The following is a 22,496-nucleotide window of genomic DNA, read 5'->3' on the forward strand; positions in this document are numbered from 1 at the left end:
AACGGTGATGAATTTGGTTGCATGCCGACGGGCTATTGCTGGACCAGTTCCACCCGCCGGTTCTTCTCGCGGCCGGCCTCGGCCTCGTTGGACGCCACCGGCGCATACGAGGCCACGCCCTTGGCGGCCAGGCGTTTGGGGTCGACTTTGTAGTCAGCGCCGAGTGCCTTGACCACCGCATCGGCGCGCTTTTGCGACAGCTCGACGTTGGTGGCGATCGCGCCCTGGTTGTCGGTGTGGCCGACGATGTACACCTTCAGTTGCGGGTTTTGCTGCAGCAGCTTGGCCATCTCGGCCAGCGCCGGCCTGGAGTCCGGCTTCAGCTCGGCCTTGCCGGTGTCGAAGTAGACGCCGTACACCGCCACCTTGCCGTCGGCGGCGATGCCCTTGGCCATGTCGGCCGCATTCAGGTTGGCGCTGACCTTGTCGGTCTCCATCGGCTTGCCTTCGACCACTTGCAGATAGACCGCGCCGTTGCGGCCGTCGACCGGCTCGACCGTGTACACCGCCACGTGCAACACCATGCCGTTGGCGGTGGCGCCCTGAGCCAGCAGATAGCGGCCGGTCTGGCGGCCGTGGTTGAATGGTTCCCAGTATTCGGTGGTGTCCTTGATGAAGTTATTGCCGACGTGCTTCTTCAGCCAGTATTCGCCGAACTGATCGCCGCAATCGTTCTTGGCGCAGGCGAACACGGTTTTCAGGCCGGCCTTGTCGAGCGCCGCCTGATAGTTGCGCATCACCTCCAGCCCCGAGCGGTCCTTCGGATAGTTATAGGCGATGCGGGTGTACTTGCCTTCCAGCGGGACGGTTTTGGCGAACGTGATGTCATCACCGCGCGACGCCACTCGCTTGCCAGCCGGCAAGACCACCTCATCGAACTCCTTGACCTCGTAGCCGACCAGTTTGGAGCCGGCAAAGCGCGACAGCAGCGGATGATCCTGGGCGCCCTTGATGGTGTCTTTGGGCGGCATATCGGCATACGCCAGTGGCGACAGGGCGGCACACAGCAGCAGGAGATGGATACGCATAAACATGATTCCATTGCAAAGTTAACAATGATTGGCATTATAAAAACATTTTGCGTGTCTTAGCGCACGATAGGTGCGCCCACCGCGACCTAGAATCAGCCGATATCAAATCGGAGGATGCAATCATGAAACACCTGATGCTGGCGTTTGGCGTGGTACACGCCGCGATCGCGCTGCTGTTCACGGCCGGGGCGCTGTTGCTGATCGCGCTGGGCGCGCAACTGGGCTGGCAGGCGCTGCATGCCGACGGCGGGCTGGCGGCGGCCGAGCAGGTGATCGAAGCGATCGGCATCCTGGCCGCCGCCGTGGTGGCGTTGCAAATCGCCGAAACCATCATCGAAGAAGAAGTGGTGCGCGACGCCGACATCAGCGCGCCGACGCGGGTGCGGCGTTTCCTGTCGCGCTTTTTCGTCGTGGTAGTAGTGGCGCTGGCGATCGAAGGATTAGTCGCCACCTTCCGCGCCGTGCACGACGACACCAGCGAGCTGCTGTACGTGGCTGCGCTGATCAGCGGTGTCGGCATCCTGCTGGCGGCGTGGGGCATATTCATCCACCTCAACCGCTCGGCCGAAGAACTGGAGCCGGACGCCATGCAAGAAGCCCAGGCCGAAGACGCCAAACTCAAACCCTAATGCGGACGGGTTTGTTGGCGGGGGGCTGCTGCGGCGACTTCGTTGGCGGCTTGTTCGAATAGCAGGCGGCGGGTGGGGGCGTTGGCGTCGACGCCGAGCTCGCTGAAGACTTCCAGTGCGCCCAGTAGTATCGCTTGCTGGGCGTTCATGTAGTCCAGGTAGGACGAGTTGAGCACGTAGAACACCAGTTCGAATTCCAGCGCGTCCTGAGTTACCGCTTTCAGGTGCACACGGTCGGCGCGGACGTCGGGCTGGCGGTCGATGATGGCTTTCAGCGCGTCCGGCACCTTTGCTGCCAAGGCTGCCGGCGTGGCGGGGTTGATGCGCAAGGAGAATTGCACGCGCCGCGTTTGCATCCGTTTATAGTTGCGCACGGTGTTCTTCAACAGCTCGGCGTTGCCGATGACGATTTGCTCGCCGCTGTCGGAGCGGATGCGGGTGGTCTTCAGTCCCACGTGTTCGACTGTGCCGGAGGCGTTGGTGATGGCGATCGCGTCGCCCACTTCAAACGGTTTGTCGACCGCGATCGATAGCGAGGCAAACAGGTCGCCCAGCACGTTCTGCACCGCCAGCGCGACCGCGATGCCGCCGATGCCCAGGCTGGCCACCAGCGCCGATACGTTGATGCCGAGGTTGGACAGCGCCGCCAGCAGGAAGATCACCCAGAAGGTGGTTTTCATCGCCCACACCATCAAGGTGTTGGCGACGGTGGTGGGCGAGTCGGGATTTTCGGCGTGGTTGCGGAAGTAGCGGCGCGCGCCCAGCGTGGCGGCGCGGTCCAGGTACAGCACTAGCTGGAGGCCGAGCACGATGAACCACAGGTGGCCCAGTCGCTCTTCCCACAGTGGCGGCAGTTCCAGCATCTTTAGGCCAACCAGCAACGACACCGCCAGCACCGCCAGCATGCTGGTGCGGTTCAGGGTTTCTTTCAGTAGCTGGGCCATGGGCCGGTCGGTGTGGCCGTCGGTGTCGTGGCGGCACAGGCGCTTGCGCAACAGCCGCAGCAGGGCGTAGATGGCGAGGAAGGTGACGAGGGCGGCGCCGCCGGCCAGCAGCAGTTCTTCGCCGTCGACGTTGCTAAAGGGGGCCAGATAGCGTTGGATATTCAAACCGGACTCCTGTTCGGGGATCGAAAACTGCCCCATGCTAGGCCCGCTACCGGCGCGCTTCTGTTCGTTGCATCACATGGCGGCGGCTTTTGCCGCGCTGGCGCGGAAATCGCCCATAATGGTGCTAGTTCACGAAAGGAAACCATCATGTCTGCTTGCTGCCAGGGCGGTTGCTCGTCCGCAAAACCTGTGGTCGATCCGCGTTATCGCCGTGTACTGTGGATTGCGCTGGTGTTGAATGCGCTGATGTTTGTGGTCGAACTGGCCGGCGGGCTGGGTGGTGATTCGGCCGCGCTGCTGGCCGATGCGGTGGATTTTCTTGGTGACGCCGGCAACTACGGCCTGTCACTGCTGGTGCTGGGTGCCGCCGTCGCCGCTCGGGCGCGCGCGGCGCTGTTCAAGGGTTGGACCATGGCGGCCTATGGCTGCTTTGTGCTGGCCAAGGTGGCGTGGGATGTCAGCACCGGCAGCGCGCCGCAGCCGCTCGTCATGGGGGCGATCGGCCTGGCGGCCTTGCTGGTGAACGTCAGCGTGGCATTGATGCTGTACGCCTGGCGCGATGGCGACGCCAATATGCGTTCGGTGTGGATTTGCTCGCGCAATGACCCCATCGGCAATCTGGCGGTGATGCTGGCCGCGTGGGCGGTGTCGGCGACCGCCAGCGCCTGGCCGGACTTGCTGGTGGCGCTGGTGATGGCGGGGCTGGCGCTGAGCGGCGGCCGTAGTGTGATCGCGCAGGCCAGGAGCGAAATGCGCACGTTGGGCGCGACAGAAACATAGTCGGATTTGGTGATTTTCGTAATTGCCATGTTGAAAATGAAGACGCACAATGCTGGCACATCTCCGTGCGAGCGTCCGTCGCTCGCCTTCACTCAAGAGAGGCATATGAGACTGTTAGCCCACACGCCGGTGTTCACCGCGCTCGCATCGATTTTTGCATTTTCCACTTCCGCGCTGGCCGCGCCTATCGCTACCCTGGACCGTGACGGCGCTTTCGTCTCGGTCGAGGCTTACGGCCCGAACGTGGTGCACGTCACCATCGCCGTCGACAAGGACGAGGTGCTGAAAGGCCCCGGCTACGGCGTGCTGGCCAAGAACGCCGACAACAGCGCCTTCCGCCACAATGGCGGCAAGGATGGCGATGTGTTCACCTCGGCGGCGATGACCGTGCGCGTGAACGCCGCGCCGCCGCCGCATGTGCCTAGCCAGGGCGAGAAGTATTTCGCGCCGGCGCTGGCGCCGGTCGGCCTGCAGGTGTTGAACGCCAAGGGCGAGCAGGTGGTCAGCCTGAATGGCTGGGAAATGTCGCCGCATACCGTCAATACCGAAAAGACCTTCCAGGTTGGCGCCACCTTCTCGGTGTCGCCGGGCGAGCATTACTACGGCATGGGCCAGAATCAGGAGTCGTTGGGCGCGCTGGATCTGCGCGGCCGCGTGCTCGATTGCCAGCACTGGTATGACGCGCCGGCCGGCGAGAGCGTGTGCGTGCCGTTCATGGTGTCGTCCAAGGGCTATGGCATTGTGTGGGATAACCCGTCGGCGACGCGCTTTGTGGCCGGCGTCAATGGCCGCACCGCGTTCCAGTCGAATGTGGGCGAGCGGGTGAGCTTCTTCGTCATCACCGGTTCGACGCCGGAAGAGATTTATTCGGGCTATGCGCGCGTGACCGGCAAGACGCCGATTCCGCCCAAGTCGGCGTTTGGCCTGATTCAGTCGAAGGCGCGCTACGACAGTCAGCAAGAAGTGCTGCGTGTGGCGAACACCTATCGCCAGAAGAAGTATCCGCTGGATGTGATGGTGGTGGACTGGTTCTACTGGACCCGAATGGGCCAGATGGATATCGATCCGTCGCAGTTCCCCGATCCGAAGGCGATGAACAAGCAGCTGCACGAGATGGGCATGGATTCGATTATTTCGATCTGGCCGCGCTACGAGACTTCGGGCCGCTATTTCAATGAGCTGGACGCCAAGGGCTATCTGCTGAAGGATAAGGATGGCAAGACGGTGGACGGCCTGCCGTTCCGCTCCGACCGCACCGGTGGTCTGATCGATCCGACCAATCCGGCCGCGCGCAAGTGGTTCTGGGAAAAGGCGCGCGACAATATCCTGTCGCAGGGCTTCGACTATCCGTGGCTCGACGAGACCGAGCCGGATCTGGTGCCGGATGGTTTCTTCTATTCGATCGGCTCGGGCGACCGTTATCACAATCTGTTCCCGTTGCTGCACGTGGAGGGCGTGGCCGACAATATGCGCGCGTGGAAGCCGAACAAGCGGGTGCTGATTCTGTCGCGTGCCGCGTATCTGGGTTCGCAGCGCACCGGCGCGCTGTTCTGGTCTTCGGATATTCAGCCGACCTGGGAGGCGCTGGCGCGCCAGGTGCCGACTGGCTTGAACATGACGGCGTCCGGCATCGCTTACTGGGGCAACGATATCGGCGGCTGGCAGAAGCTGTCGCCGGCGTTCGCGTCGACCAAGGCGCCGCTGATCGATCCGTCCGATGCGCGCGAGGTGGTGGGCAATTATCACGACTATCCGGAGCTGCTGGTGCGCTGGTTCCAGTACGGGACCTTCCTGCCGACGCTGCGTTTGCACGGCGATCGCAAGGATGCGGATATCTGGTCGTTCGGCAAACAGGCGGAGGCGGTGATGGCGCGCTTCGATACGCTGCGCTATCAGCTGATCCCTTACATCTATTCGCAGGCCAAGTACACGCACGATACCGGCGCGCCGTTCATGCGTCCGTTGTGGATGGACTTTGCATCGGACCCGAATGTGGCCAATATCGGCACCCAGTATATGTTCGGGCCGGCCTTCCTGGTGGCGCCGGTGACGGAGCAGGGGCAGACGCAGAAGGATGTGTATCTGCCGTCCGGCACGGACTGGTATAACTTCTGGACCAACGAGAAGCTGTCCGGCGGACGCTGGGTGAAAGTGGCGGCGCCGATTGATCAGATTCCGCTGTTCGTGCGCGCGGGCTCGATTGTGCCGATCGGCGCCGAGGTGCAGTCGACGGCGAGCAAGCAGGCGATTGCCGAATTCAAGGTTTATCCTGGCAAGAGCGGCGAGTTCCGGCTGTATGACGACGATGGCGTCAGCTATGACTACGAGAAGGGCAAGTCGAGCGTCACGCAGTTGAAGTGGGATGACGCGGCTGGCAAGCTGACCGGCGGCGGCAACGCCCGCGTGACGGTGATCGGCAAGTAAGTCACTTGGCCTTGTGCCGATAGCGCGGCTGGCGTAGTCGCGCGAAGACGCTGTGGCGCAGGTCGCGCCACAGCGGCAGCGGATCGCGCCAGTCGTGCACGAAGTAGCCCGAGCGTGGATGCAGGAATTCCAGCAGATATGCCGACAGTTCGCGCCAGCGCGCAACGGTTGTGTGGCCGGGCGGGGCGGCGGTCACGCCGTCGGCTGCGGCACGGGCCAGCAGGTGTAACAGGCGGCGGGTTTCGGCCGTCATGTAGCGGCAGCGGGTGCCAGCGCGGTAGGGGCGGGCATCGATCTGCCGGCCGAGCGCAAGCGCCTGATAGCAGTGCCACGGAAAGCTGGCCCCGGCCTGACATGCCAGCGGCAGGCTACCCCAGAAGCGGCCATTCACCTCCATCAGTGCCGCCTGTCCGGTGGCTGGGTCGTAGCGGTATTCGACCATGGCCACGCCTTCCCATTGCAAAGCCTTCAGCAGCGCCACCGACTGCCGCATCAGCGCAGCGTGCTGCGCCGAGGGCAGCGCTACACACAGCGTCGAGGTGCCGCCCTGCGGCGGCCACTCATGCAGACGCTGATGCTGGAAGCGGTATAGTGCCTCCCCATCCTTCATCAACACGAACTGTCCCAGTCCATGGCCGGCGCAGTATTCCTGCACCATCGGATAGCGCCCCAGCGACTGGTAGCGGCGCAGGCTGGCCATCAGCGCCGGCGCGTCTGCGCAGTGACCCGCCTTTTCCAGTACCAGACCGGCCTGCCGCAGCAGCGGAATCATGGCGTTGGGATCGGCCCATTTCAGCACCACCGGATAGCGAACCTGTTGCGCCGCCACTGCGGCTTCCCGGATGCTGGCCGGATGCCAGGTGCGTGGCACGAACAGGCCGGCATCGCGCGCGGCGGCGTAGGTCAGATCCTTGCGCAGCACGCGCTCCATGCGTTCCCCTTCCGCGAACATCATGCGATAGCCGGGCAACCGCGACCGCGCATTGTTTAGCATGAGGATGTCCGTCTCCGCAATTGCAAACAGCGCGGCGGGGCCGATTTCCTCGCCGAGCCGACATAGCTGCGCCACCACGTCGCCATCACGCAGCATGCCCTGCCGCAGATAGCGTGAACTGAGCCCCAGTGCGCCATCGCTGCGCGCAATACCGTACACGGTAACGCCATGTCGGCCCAGATCGCGAATGATGGCAAGGCCGATCGGCGTGTCGATGCCCAGCACCACTGCCGGCAGCGGCTGCGTGGGGCGCGGCGCCAGCCAGCCTCGGATCATGCGCCGCCAGTGATGCCGCTGTTGTTCGGTCACGGTGCTGATGGCGATGATGCTGGCGAAGACGGCCAGCATGGTACAGACATAAAACCATGGCGTCTGCGGATCGCCATGGATCAGCGCCGCGAAAAACAGGATCAGCGGCTGATGCAGCAGGTAGATGCTGAAGGTGTAGGCCGCAAACCGCTTCACGACCGGCGCAATCCGCTCAAGTGGCGGCGCCAGTGCGCGCATGCCGGCGAAGTGGCAGACCACGATCAGCGCCAGCAGATAGTCGGTGAGGAAGTAGCGCGAGAACGCCAGTTGCCGGTGCCACTCGGTGCCGATACGGGCGCGCAGCCATGCGCTCCCGGTTTCGGTGATGTCGAAATGATGAAACAGCGCATACGCCACGCACGACGCCAGCACCAGCCACGCGCCGGTGACGGGGCGGATGCGCTGCGAGGCCTGCCAGCGGTGCAGCACCACGCCGGCCGTCCATACTGGCGCCAGCAGCAGGATCTTGGGGCCGATCAGCAGTGCGATGCCGGCGCACCACGCCCAGCGGCGGCGAGTGAAGCTATAGGCTGCGAACAGGGCGTAATACCAGAATTCATAACACAGCGACCAGTAAGGCACGTTGGAGAACGACATGATGGACAGTGTCCACACTTCGTTCGTGAAGGTGAGGCTGGTGAGGATGCGCAGCCATGCCTGGCCGTGGGTAGTGGCGCCTTCATAAAAGCGCGGGTCCATGGCGATGCCGATCTGGTCCAGCAAGGGTGTCAGCAGCACGGCGGGCAGCGCCAGCGAGTAAAAGCGCGCCAGTCGGCTCGACCAGTATTCCAGCGGCGTGTTCTCGCGGCTGGCGGTGATGTGGGCGATCACGTAACCGGAAAGGACGAAGAATACGATCACTGCGGCGTGGCCGTGGTCGTGCAGCGGGATCACGGCGCCGCTTAGCAGCCGCAGATTGGAGTGGTACAGCACCACCATCAGCGCGCTGACGATGCGCACCACGTCGAGGTAGATGGAGAACGAGCAGCTCATGGTGCGCTCCGTGGCAGGCAGTGGTGCAGTCTGAGTACGGCCTGGCGGATGCGGGCGAAGCACAGGTCGAAGTAGGCGTCACTTAGCGTGTAGGGATCGTGCAGATGCGGCGTCGGCGGCTGGCACCACAGGCCGAGCAGGGCGATCTGGATGTCGGGACGGCCGGCAAGGTAGCGTTGTAGCGTGCGGGCGTGGCGCGGCTCCATGGCCAACAGCAGGTCGCCGGGCTGGATGCTGAAGTCGCGGATATCGGTGGCGCGATGGGCGTTCAGGTTGACGCCGGCACGGGTGGCGGCGTGCCTGGCAGCGTCGGGCGAGGCGGCGCCGGTGGTGGTGGACAGGCCGATCGAGGCGCATTGCATGCCGATGTCTGCGGCCACGCGCTGCGCATAAGCGCTGCGGCAGATGTTGCCGAGGCAGACGAACACCACGCGCCGCACGCGTTCAGGATGGTGCAACTGGAATGCCGTCAGTCTCCCGGCGCGCAAGTCCGCTCGCGCCAGCCAGGCCCGCACCGCACCGCGCCAACTGCCATGGCGGCGCGCGGGCGCGTAGTCGCTGATCCACATCCGCACCGCGTCGCTCAAGCCGCGAGGTGGGCGCTGTGGCGTCATGGCTTCCTCGCATGCAGTGCCAGCTGGCCGTAGCCGTCGTAGAGCACTTGCGTGGCGAGGCGGCTGGTGGTGTGCAGCAGGCGGCCGCGCAGCAGCGGGTTGTGCGATGAGGCGGATGTCAGCGGTTGGCTGGCGGCTGCGGCCAGGCCGCTGGGCTGGAAGCGCCCCGGATGCGCGGCGAGGTAGGCGCACAAACGTTCCAGCCGCCGCTGGTTCACCGCGTGCCGCCGCGCGGTGCGCAAGCCTTCGCCACGGCTTTGCACGTATTCGAATGGATGGCTGAGGATCACCACTTGTTCCAGTCCCTCCGCGTGCGCCTGATCCAGCAGCCAGCGCATCTCCGCAAAGCTGCTGCCGGCCACCGTCAGCGAGCGCACATGCGTGCCCCAGTCGCGGAAGCTGAGGATAGGGCATTCCAGCACGCCATGCCGCAGATGCCGGCCGGCGTGCAGTTGATAGTCCGGATGGCCGCAATTGAAGACGCTTAGCCCGATGTTGGAGCTGTAGCGTATGCCGGCCTTCGCCAGCACGCGGTACAGCATATCGTCATGCTGCAGATTCCCGGCGCGGAAGGCTTGCGGCGCCGGCAGATCCCATTCCGTAAACGTGGCCAGACCGTGTCGCAGCAGCTTCAGTGTGGATGCTGGATCGCGCCCGGCCAGATCGTCCTGGCGTGGCTGCGCGCGCACGCGCTCGGCCCAGTCGTCATGCTGGAACACCGACCAGCAGGGATGCAGGTGCAACTGCACCTCGTGACCATGCGCGGCGATGCGCTGCGCCAGTGCGCGCATGGGATCATCATGGAAGTAGTAGCGCTGCGCGGTCTCGATAAAGAAGGTGGCCGTTATGCCGTGACGGCGCAGGCAGCCTAGCAGGAATTCCAGCCCCTGCGAGCGGCCGTCGACGTCGCAGCGCACCATCTGCACGCTGGCCGGTCGCAGCGCCGGATCGGCAAACGCGCCGGCGATGCTGAATTCGGTGTCGATGGTGATGCAGACGCGCATGGCTGCCACTCCGGAACGGCGATCTGACCAGTGTAGTCATCGTCACCATCGCGGGCATGCGCTTGATCAAACTCAAGGCGACTCAGTTGACGGGCGTGCCTTTCTTCCAACGTGTCCAGTGGCCAGTGATTTCCTGGATCACCGGACGCGCGGTCAGCAGCAGATTGGCGGTGGATGGTTCGAAGCCGCCCTGGTCGGCGTAGTTGACCAGCACTTCGCTATTGCTCTGGCCTGGATGTGGACGGTCAACGTCCGAGGCCGAGCGCAGGATCAGGATGCGCGCGAAGTCGACCTTGCCGGCGGCCTGGCCACGGCGCAGCACTTCCAGCGTGGCATTGTCTTCTTGCTGCGAGGTGCAGTAGCGCGCCTTGCCGTCGGTGAGTAGGGCCGACCACTCGGCGGCGCGGCGGCCCAGCGTTTCGCCGGCAAACCAGGTGTCGCCGGAGACGGTGTCGCAGCGGGTCACCACCGGCGGCTGGTTGGCGGGGGCGCTGGTGAAGCCGGCGCGGAAGGCTTGCGCCGCCGCCGAGTCGCTCAGTTTGACGTTGCGCGACAGCTGGAAGGCGCGGTCCACCAGCGCGGTATTCAGCTGGAACACCTCGGTGCGGTAGTGCGGCTCGGGCTTTTTGCCGGGGGCGTCGGTCATGATGCCGAAGTAGCCGTAGGGCCAGTTCTGCGGCATTTCGCGGGCGTCGATTTCGTGCGACAGCGAGTAGTCGACGGCGTAGTCGGCCCAGGCGGCGGTGGCCACGGTGCCGTGCTCGGTGCTGATGCCGGCGATACCGGCGATGATGAAGTAGGTGTTGCGCACGTCGAATCCGCTGGCGTACAGCAGGGCGGTCATGCTGGCGGCGGCGTTGCTGTAGCCCATGTCGGTGGTCATCTGGCAAATCTGCTCGCGGTTGCACAGTACCGCCGGATAGCGGGTGGACAAGCCGGGGACCGGGTGTTTCTCGGTCAGCTGCAATCCCTTGATGAAGGGGCCGGCTTCGGCGCCGAACATGTTGACGATCATGATGCGTGGCGCGTACGGCGCGGCGGCAGGGCGCGCGACGGCTGGCGGCGCGCCGGCCGGCCAGTTGCGCACGATGTCTTGCACCAGCGGATTCCCGACCCGGTACAGGTTTTCCAGCGCCGGTGGATAGCCGCCCGATTCGGCGTGCATCGATTCAGCCGCCGTCATGCCTGGCGGCTGGCGGTCGAAGTTGGACGCGGTGCGCAACACCGCCACCCGCTGCAGGTCGAGCAGGCCGGCGTCGGCGCCGCGCTTCAGTGCCGTATAGGTGGCGTTGTCTTCCTGCGCCACGATGCAGTACCTGCCCTGGCCGCCGGTCAGCATGCCGAACCAGTCGCGCGCGCGTTGGCCCAGCAGCTCGCCGTGATACCAGGTGTTGCCGGTCATGGTGTCGCATTGCGTCACTTGCGGCGGTTGATTGGCCGGCGCGGCGGTGTAGCGCGCGCGGTAGCTTTGCGCCTGCGGCGAGTCGGCCAGCGTCACATCGCGCGACAGCGTCAGCGCGCGCTGCAGCAGCGCTTCATTCAGCTGATACATTTCGGAGCCGTAGTGCAGCGGCGGCACGTCGGTCGGGGTTTTCATGTTGATGCCGAGGTAGCCGGTGCTCCAGTCCGGCCCGCGCTCGCGTGCGTCCAGTTCCCACGCCAGATCCGAATCGACCAGATAGCGCGACCACGCGGCGGTGCCGGTGGTGCCCTGGGCCGGGTCGATGCCGCCGATGCCGGCCACCAGGAAGTAGGTCGCGCGCAGGTCGAACTGGCCGCTGTGCACCAACGCGGCCACCGAGGCGGCGGCGTTGGCTTTGCCCATGTCGGTGGTCAGCTGGCAGACGTCTTCGTCATTGCAACGCACCGCCGGGTAGCGCGGCGACAGGCCAGGCACCGGAATGGACTGCCGCAGTTGCAGCTTGTCGTCCCACAGTTTGGCCTCCTGGTCGAACATGCTGATGATCATGACTTTAACGGGCCGTGGCGGCGCGGCGTGGGCATTGCAGGCCAGGCTGGCCAGCAGCAGGGCGGGGAGGGCGCGGAATCGGAACATGGACGCTCAGGTAGTGGAGAGATGAGCACATTGTATGCAATCGGCGTGCCAGCGAACCGCAATTTGTCCAGGACGAACGATTGGCGCCACATTCCTTTGCTCTCAAGTAAAATCGTTGCTATCCAGTCCAGAGGAAAACCATGTCGCAGCCGAGTGTCCTGCCCAGTGTCGACGCCATCGAAGCCGAGCGCTTCCGCCAGTTCATCATGGGCGTGACCGATTATGCCATCTACATGCTGTCGCCGCAGGGCGTGGTGGTGACCTGGAACGCCGGCGCGCAGCGCTTCAAGGGCTACCATCCGGACGAGATCATCGGCCAGCACTTTTCCATGTTCTACACCGACGAGGACAAGGCGCGCGGCCGGCCGGCGTATGCGCTGGAAGTGGCGCGCAGCGCCGGCAAGTTCGAGGACGAGGGCTGGCGCGTGCGCAAGGATGGCAGCCGGTTCTGGGCCAGCGTGGTGATCGACCCCATCGTCGACCCGCAGGGCGAGCTGCTGGGTTTTGCCAAGATCACGCGCGACATTACCGAACGGCACGCCGCCGCCGAGGAACTGGAGCGGGCGCGCGAGGCGCTGTTCCAGTCGCAGAAGCTGGAAGCGCTGGGCAAGCTGACCGGCGGCATTGCGCACGATTTCAATAATCTGCTGAACGTCATCATGAACGGGCTGGAGCTGCTGCGCATGTCGCGCGATCCGGCCATTGTCGCCAAATCGATCGACACCATGACCCGCGCTGGCCAGCGTGGCGCGGCGCTGACGCGGCAGTTGCTGTCGTTCGCCCGCCAGCAGCCGCTGCAGCAAGAGCCACATGACATCGGCCGCGTGATCCGCTCGTTCGAGGCGGTGCTGCGGCGCGCGCTGCCGGACCAGATGCGGCTGCATCTGCAACTGCAGCAGGATTTGCCGCCGGCGATGATCGACCCGACCCAGTTCGAGGCCGGGCTGCTCAACTTGGTGGTGAACGCGCGCGACGCCATGGACGACGGTGGCAATGTGCTGCTGGACGTGAGCACCATTTCGCTCGGTGAGCACGAGGTGGAGCGGCTGCCGGCCGGCAGCTATGTGCGGGTGATGGTGCGCGACGACGGCGCCGGCATGACGGCGGCCACCATGGCGCGCGCGGTCGAACCGTTCTTCACCACCAAGGAGGTGGGCAAGGGTACCGGGCTGGGACTGAGCCAGGTATACGGCATGGCGCAGCAATGCCAGGGCACGCTGACGCTGGAGTCGCGCGTGGGCGAGGGCAGCACGGTGTCGCTGTACTTCCCGGCGTTGCCGCAGCAGGAGCCGCGCGTGACGGCGGGCGGTGGCGCCGGTGCCGAGCGGGTGCTGCTGGTGGACGATCAGCCGGAGGTGCTGGAAACCGCCATCAGCCTGTTCACCCATCTGGGCTACGAGGTGCTGTCGGCCGACCACGGCGCGCAGGCGCTGGAGACGCTGGAGCGGCACCCTGACATCGCCATCCTGTTCAGTGACGTGGTGATGCCCGGCATGAGTGGCGTTGAGCTGGCGACGGCGGCGCGCGCGCTGCGGCCCGGCTTGAAGGTGGTGCTGGCCTCGGGCTATGTCGAATCGACGCTGCGCGAACAGGTGCCGGAAATCGGCAGCTTCGAGCTGATCGCCAAGCCCTACCGTCTTAGCGATCTGATTCGCACGTTGAAGGCGCTGTAGCGCCGGCGCTTAGTTAGGGTCGGCTTCGAGATTGGCGCGGATCAGTTGCAGCAGGGTTTGCAGCTGTTGCAGCTGCTCGCTGCTCATGCCGGCCACGGCGGCGTGCGAGGTTTGCTGGCCCAGCGCGTTCAGGCTGTGGAAGACCTGCTGGCCCTGCGTGCTCAGCGCCAGCCGGGTGATGCGGCGGTCGGCCGGGTCGGGGCTGGCGTCCAGCAGTCCCTGATCGCGCAGGTTTTTCAGCAGGCGCGCCAGTTGCGCCTTGTCGCGGCCGGAGTGGTTCACCAGATCGCCCTGGGTGGCGCCGGGATGGCGGTGGAAAAAGCCCATGGCCTTGTATTCCATATGGGTCAGCTCGTGCGCGTTGTCGCGCAGACCACGCAACTGGCGTGCGCGGTACAAATGCATCACCGAATGGATGGCGTCGAATACTTGGTCGGATTGGTTGACTTTATTAACTGGTTTGCTCATAATGTGGACATTATCAACTAATTCTGGAGTAGATGATGGCTGGACGGATTCAACGTGTGCGACACGAACTCAAACGGCGCGAACTGCAGGTGGCCAAGGTTGACTATTTGGCACCAGAGTATGTCGCCATCACCTTCAAAGGCGAGACCTTACACGATTTTGTCTCGGCTTCCTATGACGATCATGTGAAATTCCTGATCAGCGACGAAGACCGGCGCGATTTCACGCCGCGCAGCTACGATCCGGTGGCGGGCGAGCTGACCATCGAATTCGCGCTGCATGCGACCGGTGCGGCGTCGGATTGGGCGCGCCACGCGTTGGTGGGGCAGAGCGCCTTCATCGGCGGCCCGCGCGGCTCGATGATCATTCCGATGGATTACGCCTGGCATGTGCTGGCCGGTGACGCCACCGCTTTGCCAGCGATCCGTCGCCGGCTGGAAGAACTGCCAGCCGGCGCCAAGGTGCAGGTGCTGGTGGCCGCCGAGGCGGCGTCGCAGCTGCAATTCCGCAGCGAGGCCGACGTGCAGCTGCAGCTGCTGGACGACACGGCCGCGCTGCTGGCCGCGATCCGCGCGCTGCAGTTGCCGGCGGGCGAGGGCTTCTTCTGGTTCGCCGGCGAAGCGGCGGTGGCGGCGCAGGTGCGCGACAGCGTGTTCAACGACAAAGGCCATCCGCGCGACGCGGCCCGCATCTCGGCCTACTGGAAGCAAGGCGCCTCGGGCCACCACGAAGATCTGTAAGCCGCGCTGTTATTCAAGCGGCAGGTTCACCTCTGGATAAAGGTTGGGGAAAAGCATACCCAGCGCATCCAGAGGGAGACCGATACGAACCGGGCCATATGGGGTGTCGCTAACAAGCAAGCCAATTGTCAGGAGTTTGGACAACAACGACCTGGCATTGCGCTCGCCCAGTCCGGTTAGCTGAGCGAACTCGCCACGGGCCAGCGGCCCCAGACCAAAAAGATGTATCAGGGGCAGAATAGCCTCATTTCTAATACCTTTGTCCTGAGTCGACCGGAAGATGACCAACGCCTCGATCCGCTGCTTGATGCCATCCAAAGCCAGCATCTTCGACATATACGACACCTGATCCTCGCAGACGCCCAAGAAATACTGGACCCACTCCAGCAAGCCTTGGGTGCTGAGATTGCCTCGACCATCCAGATCCCCGCGTCTCGGCGAGTCCGCGTTATGCAGTGCAGCGTAATAAGCCTCTGTGGAGCGCGCTAGTCCGCGGCTCGGCGACCACAATCCCTCGGACAATTTCCAAAGCGCGCAGTGGCTCTGCATTCGTGTCGCGCGGCCATTCCCATCCAGGAAAGGATGGACCCAGGCCACGCGGTGATGTGCGCATGCGGTGTGGATCAATACCCGCTCCCAGCCCCGTGCGGTGCCATACACATCGTCCAAGCGTTTAAGGAAAGCGGGCAAAGCCGCAGCGGTGGGGGGCAGATGCCGCCCCACCTGAACTGCACGGTCCCGAACTTGGCCTGGCACAATCACTACGCCATCGTCTGACAAGCGATCATCAGGCGCCAGCCGCTCATACAGCGCCCGATGCGCCTCAAGCAGAAATGCTGAACGAAGCGCCGAGCCGTCGCCGCTCATTGCCTCCAGTTCTTTTTCCGCTTCAATATGAGCAAGCGCGATCCGCTGCAGCCGAGCCTCATCAGGCTTGTGAGAGAAATCATTATGCAAAGCGCGCTCGATGTTGCGCGGATGGGTACTTTGTCCTTCTATCCGGTTGCTGTAGAAGGAATTCATTTGCCGGACCAGCTCGCGCAGACTCGCTCGTGTGGTTTCGTGGGCGGTAGCCGAAAGCTTGATCGAACCCGTGACAATGCGCTCGGTGACTGGGGTGACTGTTTCCAGTTGCCGCTCACTAAGCAAAAGTGGTTCGAATTGATGGGGAGAATCGTACATTTCTGCCGCTTTTTCTACCGCTTTTTCGTGCGTACAAGCCTTTGATTATACTAATAGTTTCTTAATGTTTTTAAGTTTTTCAGGAGGTTTTTTGCCGCTTTGGAACCAAGTAAAAGTGGCCAAAGTTCGGCTTATATGGCTAGTCGCCGCAGGCGCTGTCGTTCCAATTGCTCACGGTCTGGCCGAGATATTCTGGTCGGGCGGAGCAGTTGTTGTGGAGTTGCATGGCCAGCGCCAGTATCAACGGTGGCGGCACTAGAAGAACGCCCAACACGATGCGCCACGCCAGCCCGAACTGTGCCCGCCACAGCTGGAGCAGCATGAGCAGCGCGGCGGTCAGCCAGAAACAGTGCCCACCAGCGCAGCAGGTAGTTCCCGGACTCGAACGCCGCCGCGAGCATGGCCGCCACAAACGACGTCAACCACAGATAGTAGCCGAAGCCAAACTCGATGAATTGGCCTTCGCCATCGTCGTAGGGAATGGCGGTAAGCTTGACCGCGAACAACGCCAGCATCAGTCCGGCGAAGGCGAGCAGCATGGACAACGCCGACTGGCGCTTGCTCAGTAGCAGCGACAGTCCAAACAAGGGGTTCGCAAACCATCCGAAAACGCCGATCAGCACCCCCAGTGGCCCGGTGAGCAAAATCAGGATGCCTGGCTCGGCGCCGCGGGTTTCTCTGATTCCCGTGAAGCACAGCGATAGCGCGTAAATGCCGAGGGCGATCAGCCTTGCGGTGGGGCGTCTGTTGAGCAGGTTCGGGAGGTTGGGCATATGGATAATTGTCAGCGATCTTGCCTGCTTCTCTCTGTGGATTGTATGGCGAAGTAGCCAAAAGACAACAAGTGAATCTGGTTTCATGATTTCGCGATCGCTTAAGTTAGAATGTTTCTAACCAAACCTTGTGAATCGAACATGACTTTTCCTCCCCAGCATATCAGCGCCATCTACGCCAGTGCGATGGGGCCGGGCCATTGGCCGGAGCTGATGCGGACGCTGGGCGCGGAGTTTGGCGCGGATTCGTCGTTCATGTTCACCTCGCACTCGGAGACCGAGCCGGATGCCATTTTGCTGGGGCAGAACACGTCCGCCGAGATGGTGGCGCAATTCCGCGATTATTGGCGCCATGAAGACATCTGGGCGGCGGCAGCGCGCCGGCGTGGCTGGATGAAGCGCGACGTGGTGTTGATCGGCAGCGAACTGGTGCCGAGCGATCAATTGCGCCGCAGCCGCTATTACAACGAGTTCGCCCGCCACTACGGCATGGAGGGCATGCTGGGTTCGGTGTTATTCGATGGCAGCGAGGGCCAGGGCATCCCGTTCACCAATCTGTGCTGGTATCGCCCGCCTGGACATGGCGATTTCGAGTTGCGCCATAAACGACAACTGGCGCAACTGCTGATTCACTTCCAGCAGGCGCTCAAGATTCAGCATCAGCTCAAGTCACTGCACACGCGTTGGCAATTGGGCGGCCCCGCCGGCCGCACGCTGTCGATATTGTTGAACGCGGACGGCCGCATCCTGCATGCCAACGCGCTGGCCGAGCAGGCGCTGGCATCCGGCAGCGGCCTGCTACATTGCGTCAACCAGCGCTTGCGGAGCTTGGGCCGGCGTTCGTCGCCGGCTGTCGATGACGCGCTGGCGGCGTGCCGCGTCAGTCAACGGCCGCTGCAGATGCTGGTGCAGATAGCGCAACGGGACATGTTGCTCAGCGCCGTGCTGCTGCCGCTGCCGGTGGAGCAGGCTTGCTACGCCGGCTGGCAGGACGACCGTCACTTCCTGCTGATGCTGGAGCTGCCGCGCGATAACAGCGAGGAGATGATCGCCAGGGTGGCCGAGATGTTTGGCCTGAGCGGGGCGGAGCAGCGCCTGGCCACCGCGCTGGCCGACGGTCAGACGCTGGAGCAGATCGCGGAAGTACGCTGCGTTTCACATAACACGGTGCGCACGCAGGTGCGCAGCCTGCTGGCCAAGACCGGTTACAGCCGGCAAATCGATCTGGTCAGGATGATGAGCCGGCTGCTGGGCTAAGCTAACGTCGCCGCGTCAGCGCGCGTAATGTCCGGTGGGCAGGCATTTGTAGCTGCCGTCCGGATAATCCTCATAGCCTTCCTTGCCAAAGGAAATGCCGCCGTAGCACGCGGCCCAGCTGTAGTTGCCGCCTGCGCGGATCCGCAATTCCGAACTGCGGCCCGGTCCGAGGTTGTTGGAAAACGCGTAGTACGAGCCGTTCGGCCCGTCGCCGCAGCGTTCCTTGCTGTATTTCATGTCGCCGCACCAGAGGATGAAAATCTGTTCGCTGCAATTGTTGGTCAACGATATTTCGCCGCGTTTCGATTCGACCGAGACGCATTGCTGCGCGTCCTTGCCGGGATTGGCGGCGGCGGCCTGGCCGGCAAACAGCGCGCAGAACAGCAGACAGACGATATACCTCATGGAGATTCCCCTTTCGTTGTGGTTTGTGTAACCCAATTCTGACGGGCGGGGCGGGGGACGGTCATCATGCATTTGCATGAAAAAGAAAGGGCCAGCCCCTTACGCAATAAAAAGGAGCCGGCCCTGGAGGATGCATGGGGCGAACCCCGTGCGCTTCCTGACTTACATCAGAAACTGTGCTTGATACCGGTGATCAGACCGTTCGACGCCTTGCCCGCGCCGACCGAACCGCCCGCGCTCAGCGCCACGGCGGCGGTGCCGTCGTTGCTGATGTGGCCGGCCGCCACGTAGACCGCGCTACGCTTCGACAGGTTGTAGATGCCACGAATCAGGATCTGCTTCGAGTCGTTGTTGGTGGCTTTGTAGTTCAGGGTGGCGATCTGGCCGTCCAGCGTGAAGAACGGGGTCACGTTGTAGGCCGCGCCAATGTAGAACAGGTCGCTGCGCGGCTGGGTGGTCGAACCCTGGTTGTTACGTGCGATCCAGCCGGCGCCGACTTTCCAGTCATCCTGCTTGATCAGGGCGGCGATGTGACCACGGCTGTCGGTCTTGTCGCTGCTGGTCAGGCCGTTGGCGGCGCCGGCGCCACCGTAGATGCGGTCGAACGCGCCGACCAGCGAGAAGCTCTGCGCATCGTAACGCACCATGGTCGACCATTCGCGGCAGGCGATGGCGTCGGTGGCGCTTTCGCCGGCGCAGCTGGTGCCGGAGGCGCCGCCGGCGGTCGAGGTGTCACGGCCCAGCGAGTAGGTCGCACCCAGCGTCACGCCGCTGAAGGTGCCACGGTAGGCCAGCGAGTTGTCGCTGCGGCCGTTCGGGATGAACGAGTCGAGCGAACCCAGACCGTACTGCGATGGACCCAGGATGTCGAAGTCATAGGTCGAGATGTTGAGCATGTTGTAGTTGCGACCCAAAGTCAGCTGGCCCCATTTGCCTTGCAGACCAACCCAGGCCTGACGGCCGAACAGGCGGTTCTGGTTCTGGGCACCGGTGTCCGGCGCGAAGCCGTTTTCCAGCTGGAAGATGGCTTTCAGGCCATCGCCCAGATCTTCGCTGCCACGGAAGCCGAGGCGCGAAGGGAACATGCCGCCACCCAGGGTAGGCATGCGGGTCACGCTGTTGCCGGCCGCGTCCGCGTTGGTGTAGGTCTCGACGGCGGCGTCGATGATGCCGTAAATCGTGACGTTGCTCTGGGCGTGGGCGGCGGTTGCGACAAAGGCGGTTGCTGCGATGGCGATTGCTTTTTTCATGCTTCTAAGTCTCCGTTTGTTTTGGTGCGAGAGGTTGATTTATTTTTTGTCCCAGGTGGCGCTCGAACCCACCGAGTACATCGCTTTGGTGTTGCGGGTTTTTTGGAAGTCTTCCAGCGACTGGCCGCGCATCGCGGCGTAAATGTGCAGGTTGGACACGCCCACCACCGCGCCCAGCTTCTCCAGCAGGAAGAAGATGACGCCGTAGTGGATCATGCCGCGCCAGTCGCGGCGGCTGATCAGGTCGCGCTCTTCGGCGGTCAGGCCGGCGGCGTCGTAGGTCGCGTCCGGATTGTCCTTGAACTGGGCGCGGAACTCCGGCTTGACCAGCTGATGCAGGTATTTGTTGACGCGGTAGGCGCGCACGCTGGTCTCCAGCGTGAACGGATACGTGCCTTCCAGTTCTTCCACGCCGGCGGTCTGATGGCCGATGTGGGCGCGGTGCGCTTCCAGCGCGGCCGCGCTCAGCGCCTTGTCGGCCGGCGCGGCGTTTTCGTACAGCGCCACCGCGATGCCGGTCATCGACGGCAGGTAGTATTCGCGGTGGATGCAATTGACCTTGCTGGCCATGGCGCCGCGCATCGCCATCCACATCACCACTTCCGCGCTTTCCCAGCCGCCCAGCTTGGCGTAGTCGGCGTGGGTCATGTTGAGCAGGGTTTCCGGATCGCTCTCGAACAGGTCGAGGAACTGCTGGTCCCACGGCGTGTTGTTGAAGCCGCAGCGCTCGCCGTGCACCTGGTGCGACAGGCCGCCGGTGGCGACCAGCACCACATTCAGGTCTTCCGGATAGCTTTCAATCGCGCGGCGCAGGCCCTGGCCCAGCTTGAAGCAGCGACGCGCCGACGGCACCGGGAACTGCAACACGCCGATTTGCAGCGGCACGATCTTGCCCGGCCAGCTATCTTCGTGGTCCCACAGGATCGACAGCGGCGAGAAGCAGCCGTGGTCCAGCCCCTTTTCCTGGAAGAAGGACATATCGAACTCATCGGCCATCAGCGACTGGCCGATGTGGCGTGCCAGTCCGGTGTGGCCGGCGACCGGCGGCAGCTTGCGCGCGCCGCCGCCTTCATCGGCCGCCTGGTAGCTCTCCCCGATGCCCAGCGCGAACGCCGAGTAGTGGTCGAAGAAGAACGAGGTCACGTGGTCGTTGTAGATGACCAGCATGACGTCCGGCTTCTTCTCCGCCAGCCACTGCTTCACCGGCTCGTAAGCCTGGAAGATCGGCGCCCATGCGGCGTCTTGCTGTTTGTTGGCGTCCAGCGCGAAACCGATGGTCGGGGTGTGAGAAGAGGCGATGGCGCCGATGATGTTAGCCATGATGAGTCCTATACTTATGCTTGCTTAGCGCTGGCGGTGGCCGCGCGCTGGTTTACCTTGTTGATGATGATGAAGATGGCGGCCAGCGTGGCCGGACCCGCGAGGATCGCGATCACCGCGCTGAAGCCCCAGCCCATCGACAGCAGCACGCCGCCGGCGAACGAGCCGAAGATGGAGCCGAAGCGGCCCATGCCCTGCATCCAGCTGACACCGGTGGCACGCACCGCGGTCGGGTAGCACTGCGGGGCGTAGGCGTTCAGGCCGGTCTGGGCGCCGCTCATGCAGAAGCCGGCCAGCAGCACGAAGGCGGCGAACAGCGACGATTCCACGCTGCCCGACGCCAGCGCCAGGATGAAGATGGCGCCGCCCATATAGGCTGCGGAGATGACTTTGTTCGGGGCCACGCGGTCCATGAAGTAACCGACCAGCAGCGCGCCGACGGTGCCGCCCAGCTGGAACAGCGCGGTGATGTTGGCGGCGCGTTCCATTGGCAGGCCGGCGTCCTTGATCATGGTCGGCAACCAGCCGCTCAGCAGGTAGATCACCAGCAGGCCCATGAAGTAGGTGCCCCACAGCGACAGCGTGGTGCCGCGATAAGCAGCCGACAACAGCACTTTGCCTGGTTGCGAGCCGGTCACTTGCGGTTCGCTGATGGTGAAGGCGGCGTTGGCCGGCACGTCGCCGCCAACCACGCGGCGCAGGGTTTTGCCGATGCGGTCGGCCGGGAAGTTGCGCACCACCAGGAAGCGCACCGATTCAGGAATCAGCAGCAGGTAGATCGGCAGGCAGATCAGCGGGATCGCGCCGCCGGCCAGCAGCACGCCGCGCCAGCCGTGTTCCGGCAGGATGGCGGCGGCGCCGAAGCCGACCAGTGCCGAACCCAGATTGAAGCCGGTGAACATGATGGCGATCAGCGTCGAACGCGAACGCTCAGGCACGTATTCCGACAGCAGGGTGGTGGTGTTCGGCATCGCCGCGCCCAGGCCGAGGCCGGTCAGGAAACGCATGAAGGACAGCGAGGTGACGTCGCTGGCGTAGGCGCTGGCGACGGTGAAGACGCCGAACCAGGCGATCGAAGTCAGCAGCAGTTTGCGGCGACCGAAGCGGTCCGACATCGGACCGACCAGGATGGCGCCGATGGCCAGGCCGATCGGTGCCGCGCTCATGACCACGCCGAAGGCGGCGCGGGAGATACCCCATTCTTTCGTGATGGCGGGCGCCAGGAAACCCATTATCGCGACGTCCATGCCATCGGTGGCAACAATCAGGAAACACAGGGCCAGCAACAGCCACTGGTAGCCGCTAACCTTGCGGCTGTTGATGTGTGCCCGGACGTCGAGCGTATGTCCTATATTCATTAAGTCTCCTGTCTGCTGCTAGGTATTTTGTAAAGGGATGTAAAGCGTGATGACTGTTATCACCACGGCTTCTAACGCCTTGCCAGTGTACGTTTGGACAGGATGTGATGTATTGCTTTTGCTTGCC

At 63.7% G+C, this 22,496-nt stretch carries 19 protein-coding genes and 1 pseudogene; 6 read left to right on the forward strand and 14 right to left on the reverse strand.

The genetic code is table 11. From position 1 onward, the window contains the following. Window positions 1-32: 32 nt before the first annotated feature. Window positions 33-1,028: an OmpA family protein gene (locus GJ699_RS26425; RefSeq protein WP_229262305.1), complete on the reverse strand. Its 996-nt coding sequence runs from the start codon at window positions 1,026-1,028 to the stop codon at window positions 33-35. Window positions 1,029-1,153: 125 nt separating this feature from the next. On the opposite strand from GJ699_RS26425, the gene GJ699_RS26430 reads away from it, so the two are divergent. Continuing rightward, a complete protein-coding gene (locus GJ699_RS26430) occupies window positions 1,154-1,660 on the forward strand; it encodes a hypothetical protein (protein ID WP_154382024.1) in 507 nt (168 codons plus the stop codon). Here GJ699_RS26430 and GJ699_RS26435 read toward each other — a convergent pair. Then, window positions 1,657-2,769 (reverse strand): mechanosensitive ion channel family protein, encoded by a 1,113-nt coding sequence (locus tag GJ699_RS26435; protein ID WP_154382026.1) that lies wholly within the window; start codon window positions 2,767-2,769, stop codon window positions 1,657-1,659. The two genes, GJ699_RS26430 and GJ699_RS26435, sit on opposite strands and share 4 nt — an antisense overlap. Window positions 2,770-2,916: 147 nt before the next feature. Between GJ699_RS26435 and GJ699_RS26440 the strand changes: the two genes are divergently transcribed. Together GJ699_RS26440 and GJ699_RS26445 are read left to right on the forward strand one after the other, a co-directional pair. After that, complete coding sequence (locus GJ699_RS26440) at window positions 2,917-3,549, forward strand: cation efflux transmembrane domain-containing protein (RefSeq protein ID WP_154382028.1); 633 nt, start codon at window positions 2,917-2,919, stop codon at window positions 3,547-3,549. Window positions 3,550-3,654: 105 nt separating this feature from the next. Beyond that, window positions 3,655-5,973, forward strand: coding sequence for a glycoside hydrolase family 31 protein (locus GJ699_RS26445; RefSeq protein ID WP_154382030.1), 2,319 nt, complete (start codon window positions 3,655-3,657; stop codon window positions 5,971-5,973). Window position 5,974: 1 nt separating this feature from the next. On the opposite strand, the gene GJ699_RS26450 is transcribed toward GJ699_RS26445, so the two are convergent. From GJ699_RS26450 to GJ699_RS34750, 5 genes and pseudogenes are all read right to left on the reverse strand, one after another. Further along, complete coding sequence (locus GJ699_RS26450) at window positions 5,975-8,269, reverse strand: acyltransferase family protein (RefSeq protein ID WP_154382032.1); 2,295 nt, start codon at window positions 8,267-8,269, stop codon at window positions 5,975-5,977. Continuing rightward, complete coding sequence (locus tag GJ699_RS26455) at window positions 8,266-8,883, reverse strand: arsenate reductase/protein-tyrosine-phosphatase family protein (protein WP_229262306.1); 618 nt, start codon at window positions 8,881-8,883, stop codon at window positions 8,266-8,268. Before GJ699_RS26455 ends, GJ699_RS26450 begins: the two co-directional genes overlap by 4 nt. Further along, window positions 8,880-9,887, reverse strand: a complete 1,008-nt coding sequence (locus GJ699_RS26460) for a polysaccharide deacetylase family protein (protein ID WP_154382034.1) — start codon at window positions 9,885-9,887, stop codon at window positions 8,880-8,882. Before GJ699_RS26460 ends, GJ699_RS26455 begins: the two co-directional genes overlap by 4 nt. Window positions 9,888-9,969: 82 nt before the next feature. Continuing rightward, window positions 9,970-10,902 (reverse strand): purine-nucleoside phosphorylase, encoded by a 933-nt coding sequence (locus GJ699_RS26465; RefSeq protein WP_267877744.1) that lies wholly within the window; start codon window positions 10,900-10,902, stop codon window positions 9,970-9,972. A gap of 60 nt (window positions 10,903-10,962) precedes the next feature. Beyond that, window positions 10,963-11,880: pseudogene (locus tag GJ699_RS34750) on the reverse strand (purine-nucleoside phosphorylase); the annotation flags it as partial. Window positions 11,881-12,083: 203 nt separating this feature from the next. Here GJ699_RS34750 and GJ699_RS26470 point away from each other — a divergent pair. Further along, window positions 12,084-13,616: a PAS domain-containing hybrid sensor histidine kinase/response regulator family protein gene (locus GJ699_RS26470; protein ID WP_154382036.1), complete on the forward strand. Its 1,533-nt coding sequence runs from the start codon at window positions 12,084-12,086 to the stop codon at window positions 13,614-13,616. A 9-nt stretch (window positions 13,617-13,625) separates the two neighbouring features. Here GJ699_RS26470 and GJ699_RS26475 read toward each other — a convergent pair whose 3' ends face one another. Further along, complete coding sequence (locus GJ699_RS26475) at window positions 13,626-14,084, reverse strand: MarR family winged helix-turn-helix transcriptional regulator (RefSeq protein WP_229262307.1); 459 nt, start codon at window positions 14,082-14,084, stop codon at window positions 13,626-13,628. 56 nt (window positions 14,085-14,140) lie between these two features. Here GJ699_RS26475 and GJ699_RS26480 point away from each other — a divergent pair, with 56 nt between their 5' ends. Beyond that, the gene (locus GJ699_RS26480; RefSeq protein WP_371867676.1) at window positions 14,141-14,824 is read left to right on the forward strand and encodes a siderophore-interacting protein; all 684 of its coding nucleotides are present in this window, start codon (window positions 14,141-14,143) and stop codon (window positions 14,822-14,824) included. 9 nt (window positions 14,825-14,833) lie between these two features. Here GJ699_RS26480 and GJ699_RS26485 read toward each other — a convergent pair whose 3' ends face one another. Both GJ699_RS26485 and GJ699_RS26490 read right to left on the reverse strand, forming a co-directional pair. Next, window positions 14,834-16,006, reverse strand: a complete 1,173-nt coding sequence (locus GJ699_RS26485; RefSeq protein ID WP_154382041.1) for a Fic family protein — start codon at window positions 16,004-16,006, stop codon at window positions 14,834-14,836. Window positions 16,007-16,137: 131 nt separating this feature from the next. Then, window positions 16,138-16,866 (reverse strand): hypothetical protein, encoded by a 729-nt coding sequence (locus tag GJ699_RS26490; RefSeq protein WP_154382043.1) that lies wholly within the window; start codon window positions 16,864-16,866, stop codon window positions 16,138-16,140. A 54-nt stretch (window positions 16,867-16,920) separates the two neighbouring features. On the opposite strand from GJ699_RS26490, the gene GJ699_RS26495 reads away from it, so the two are divergent. Continuing rightward, window positions 16,921-18,036, forward strand: coding sequence for a helix-turn-helix transcriptional regulator (locus GJ699_RS26495; RefSeq protein WP_195763656.1), 1,116 nt, complete (start codon window positions 16,921-16,923; stop codon window positions 18,034-18,036). Window positions 18,037-18,051: 15 nt separating this feature from the next. Here GJ699_RS26495 and GJ699_RS26500 read toward each other — a convergent pair whose 3' ends face one another. The 4 genes from GJ699_RS26500 to GJ699_RS26515 all read right to left on the reverse strand — a co-directional run bounded on the left by GJ699_RS26500 (window position 18,052) and on the right by GJ699_RS26515 (window position 22,369). Next, complete coding sequence (locus GJ699_RS26500; protein WP_154382047.1) at window positions 18,052-18,441, reverse strand: hypothetical protein; 390 nt, start codon at window positions 18,439-18,441, stop codon at window positions 18,052-18,054. A 167-nt stretch (window positions 18,442-18,608) separates the two neighbouring features. After that, a complete protein-coding gene (locus tag GJ699_RS26505) occupies window positions 18,609-19,691 on the reverse strand; it encodes a porin (protein WP_154382049.1) in 1,083 nt (360 codons plus the stop codon). A gap of 39 nt (window positions 19,692-19,730) precedes the next feature. Further along, window positions 19,731-21,011 (reverse strand): gallate dioxygenase, encoded by a 1,281-nt coding sequence (locus GJ699_RS26510; protein ID WP_154382051.1) that lies wholly within the window; start codon window positions 21,009-21,011, stop codon window positions 19,731-19,733. A 14-nt stretch (window positions 21,012-21,025) separates the two neighbouring features. Continuing rightward, on the reverse strand, window positions 21,026-22,369 hold the full coding sequence (locus GJ699_RS26515; protein WP_154382053.1) for an MFS transporter: 1,344 nt from the start codon (window positions 22,367-22,369) through the stop codon (window positions 21,026-21,028). Window positions 22,370-22,496: the final 127 nt, after the last annotated feature.

Source organism: Duganella guangzhouensis, assembly GCF_009674535.1.
GTDB classification, from domain to species: domain Bacteria; phylum Pseudomonadota; class Gammaproteobacteria; order Burkholderiales; family Burkholderiaceae_D; genus Rugamonas; species Rugamonas guangzhouensis.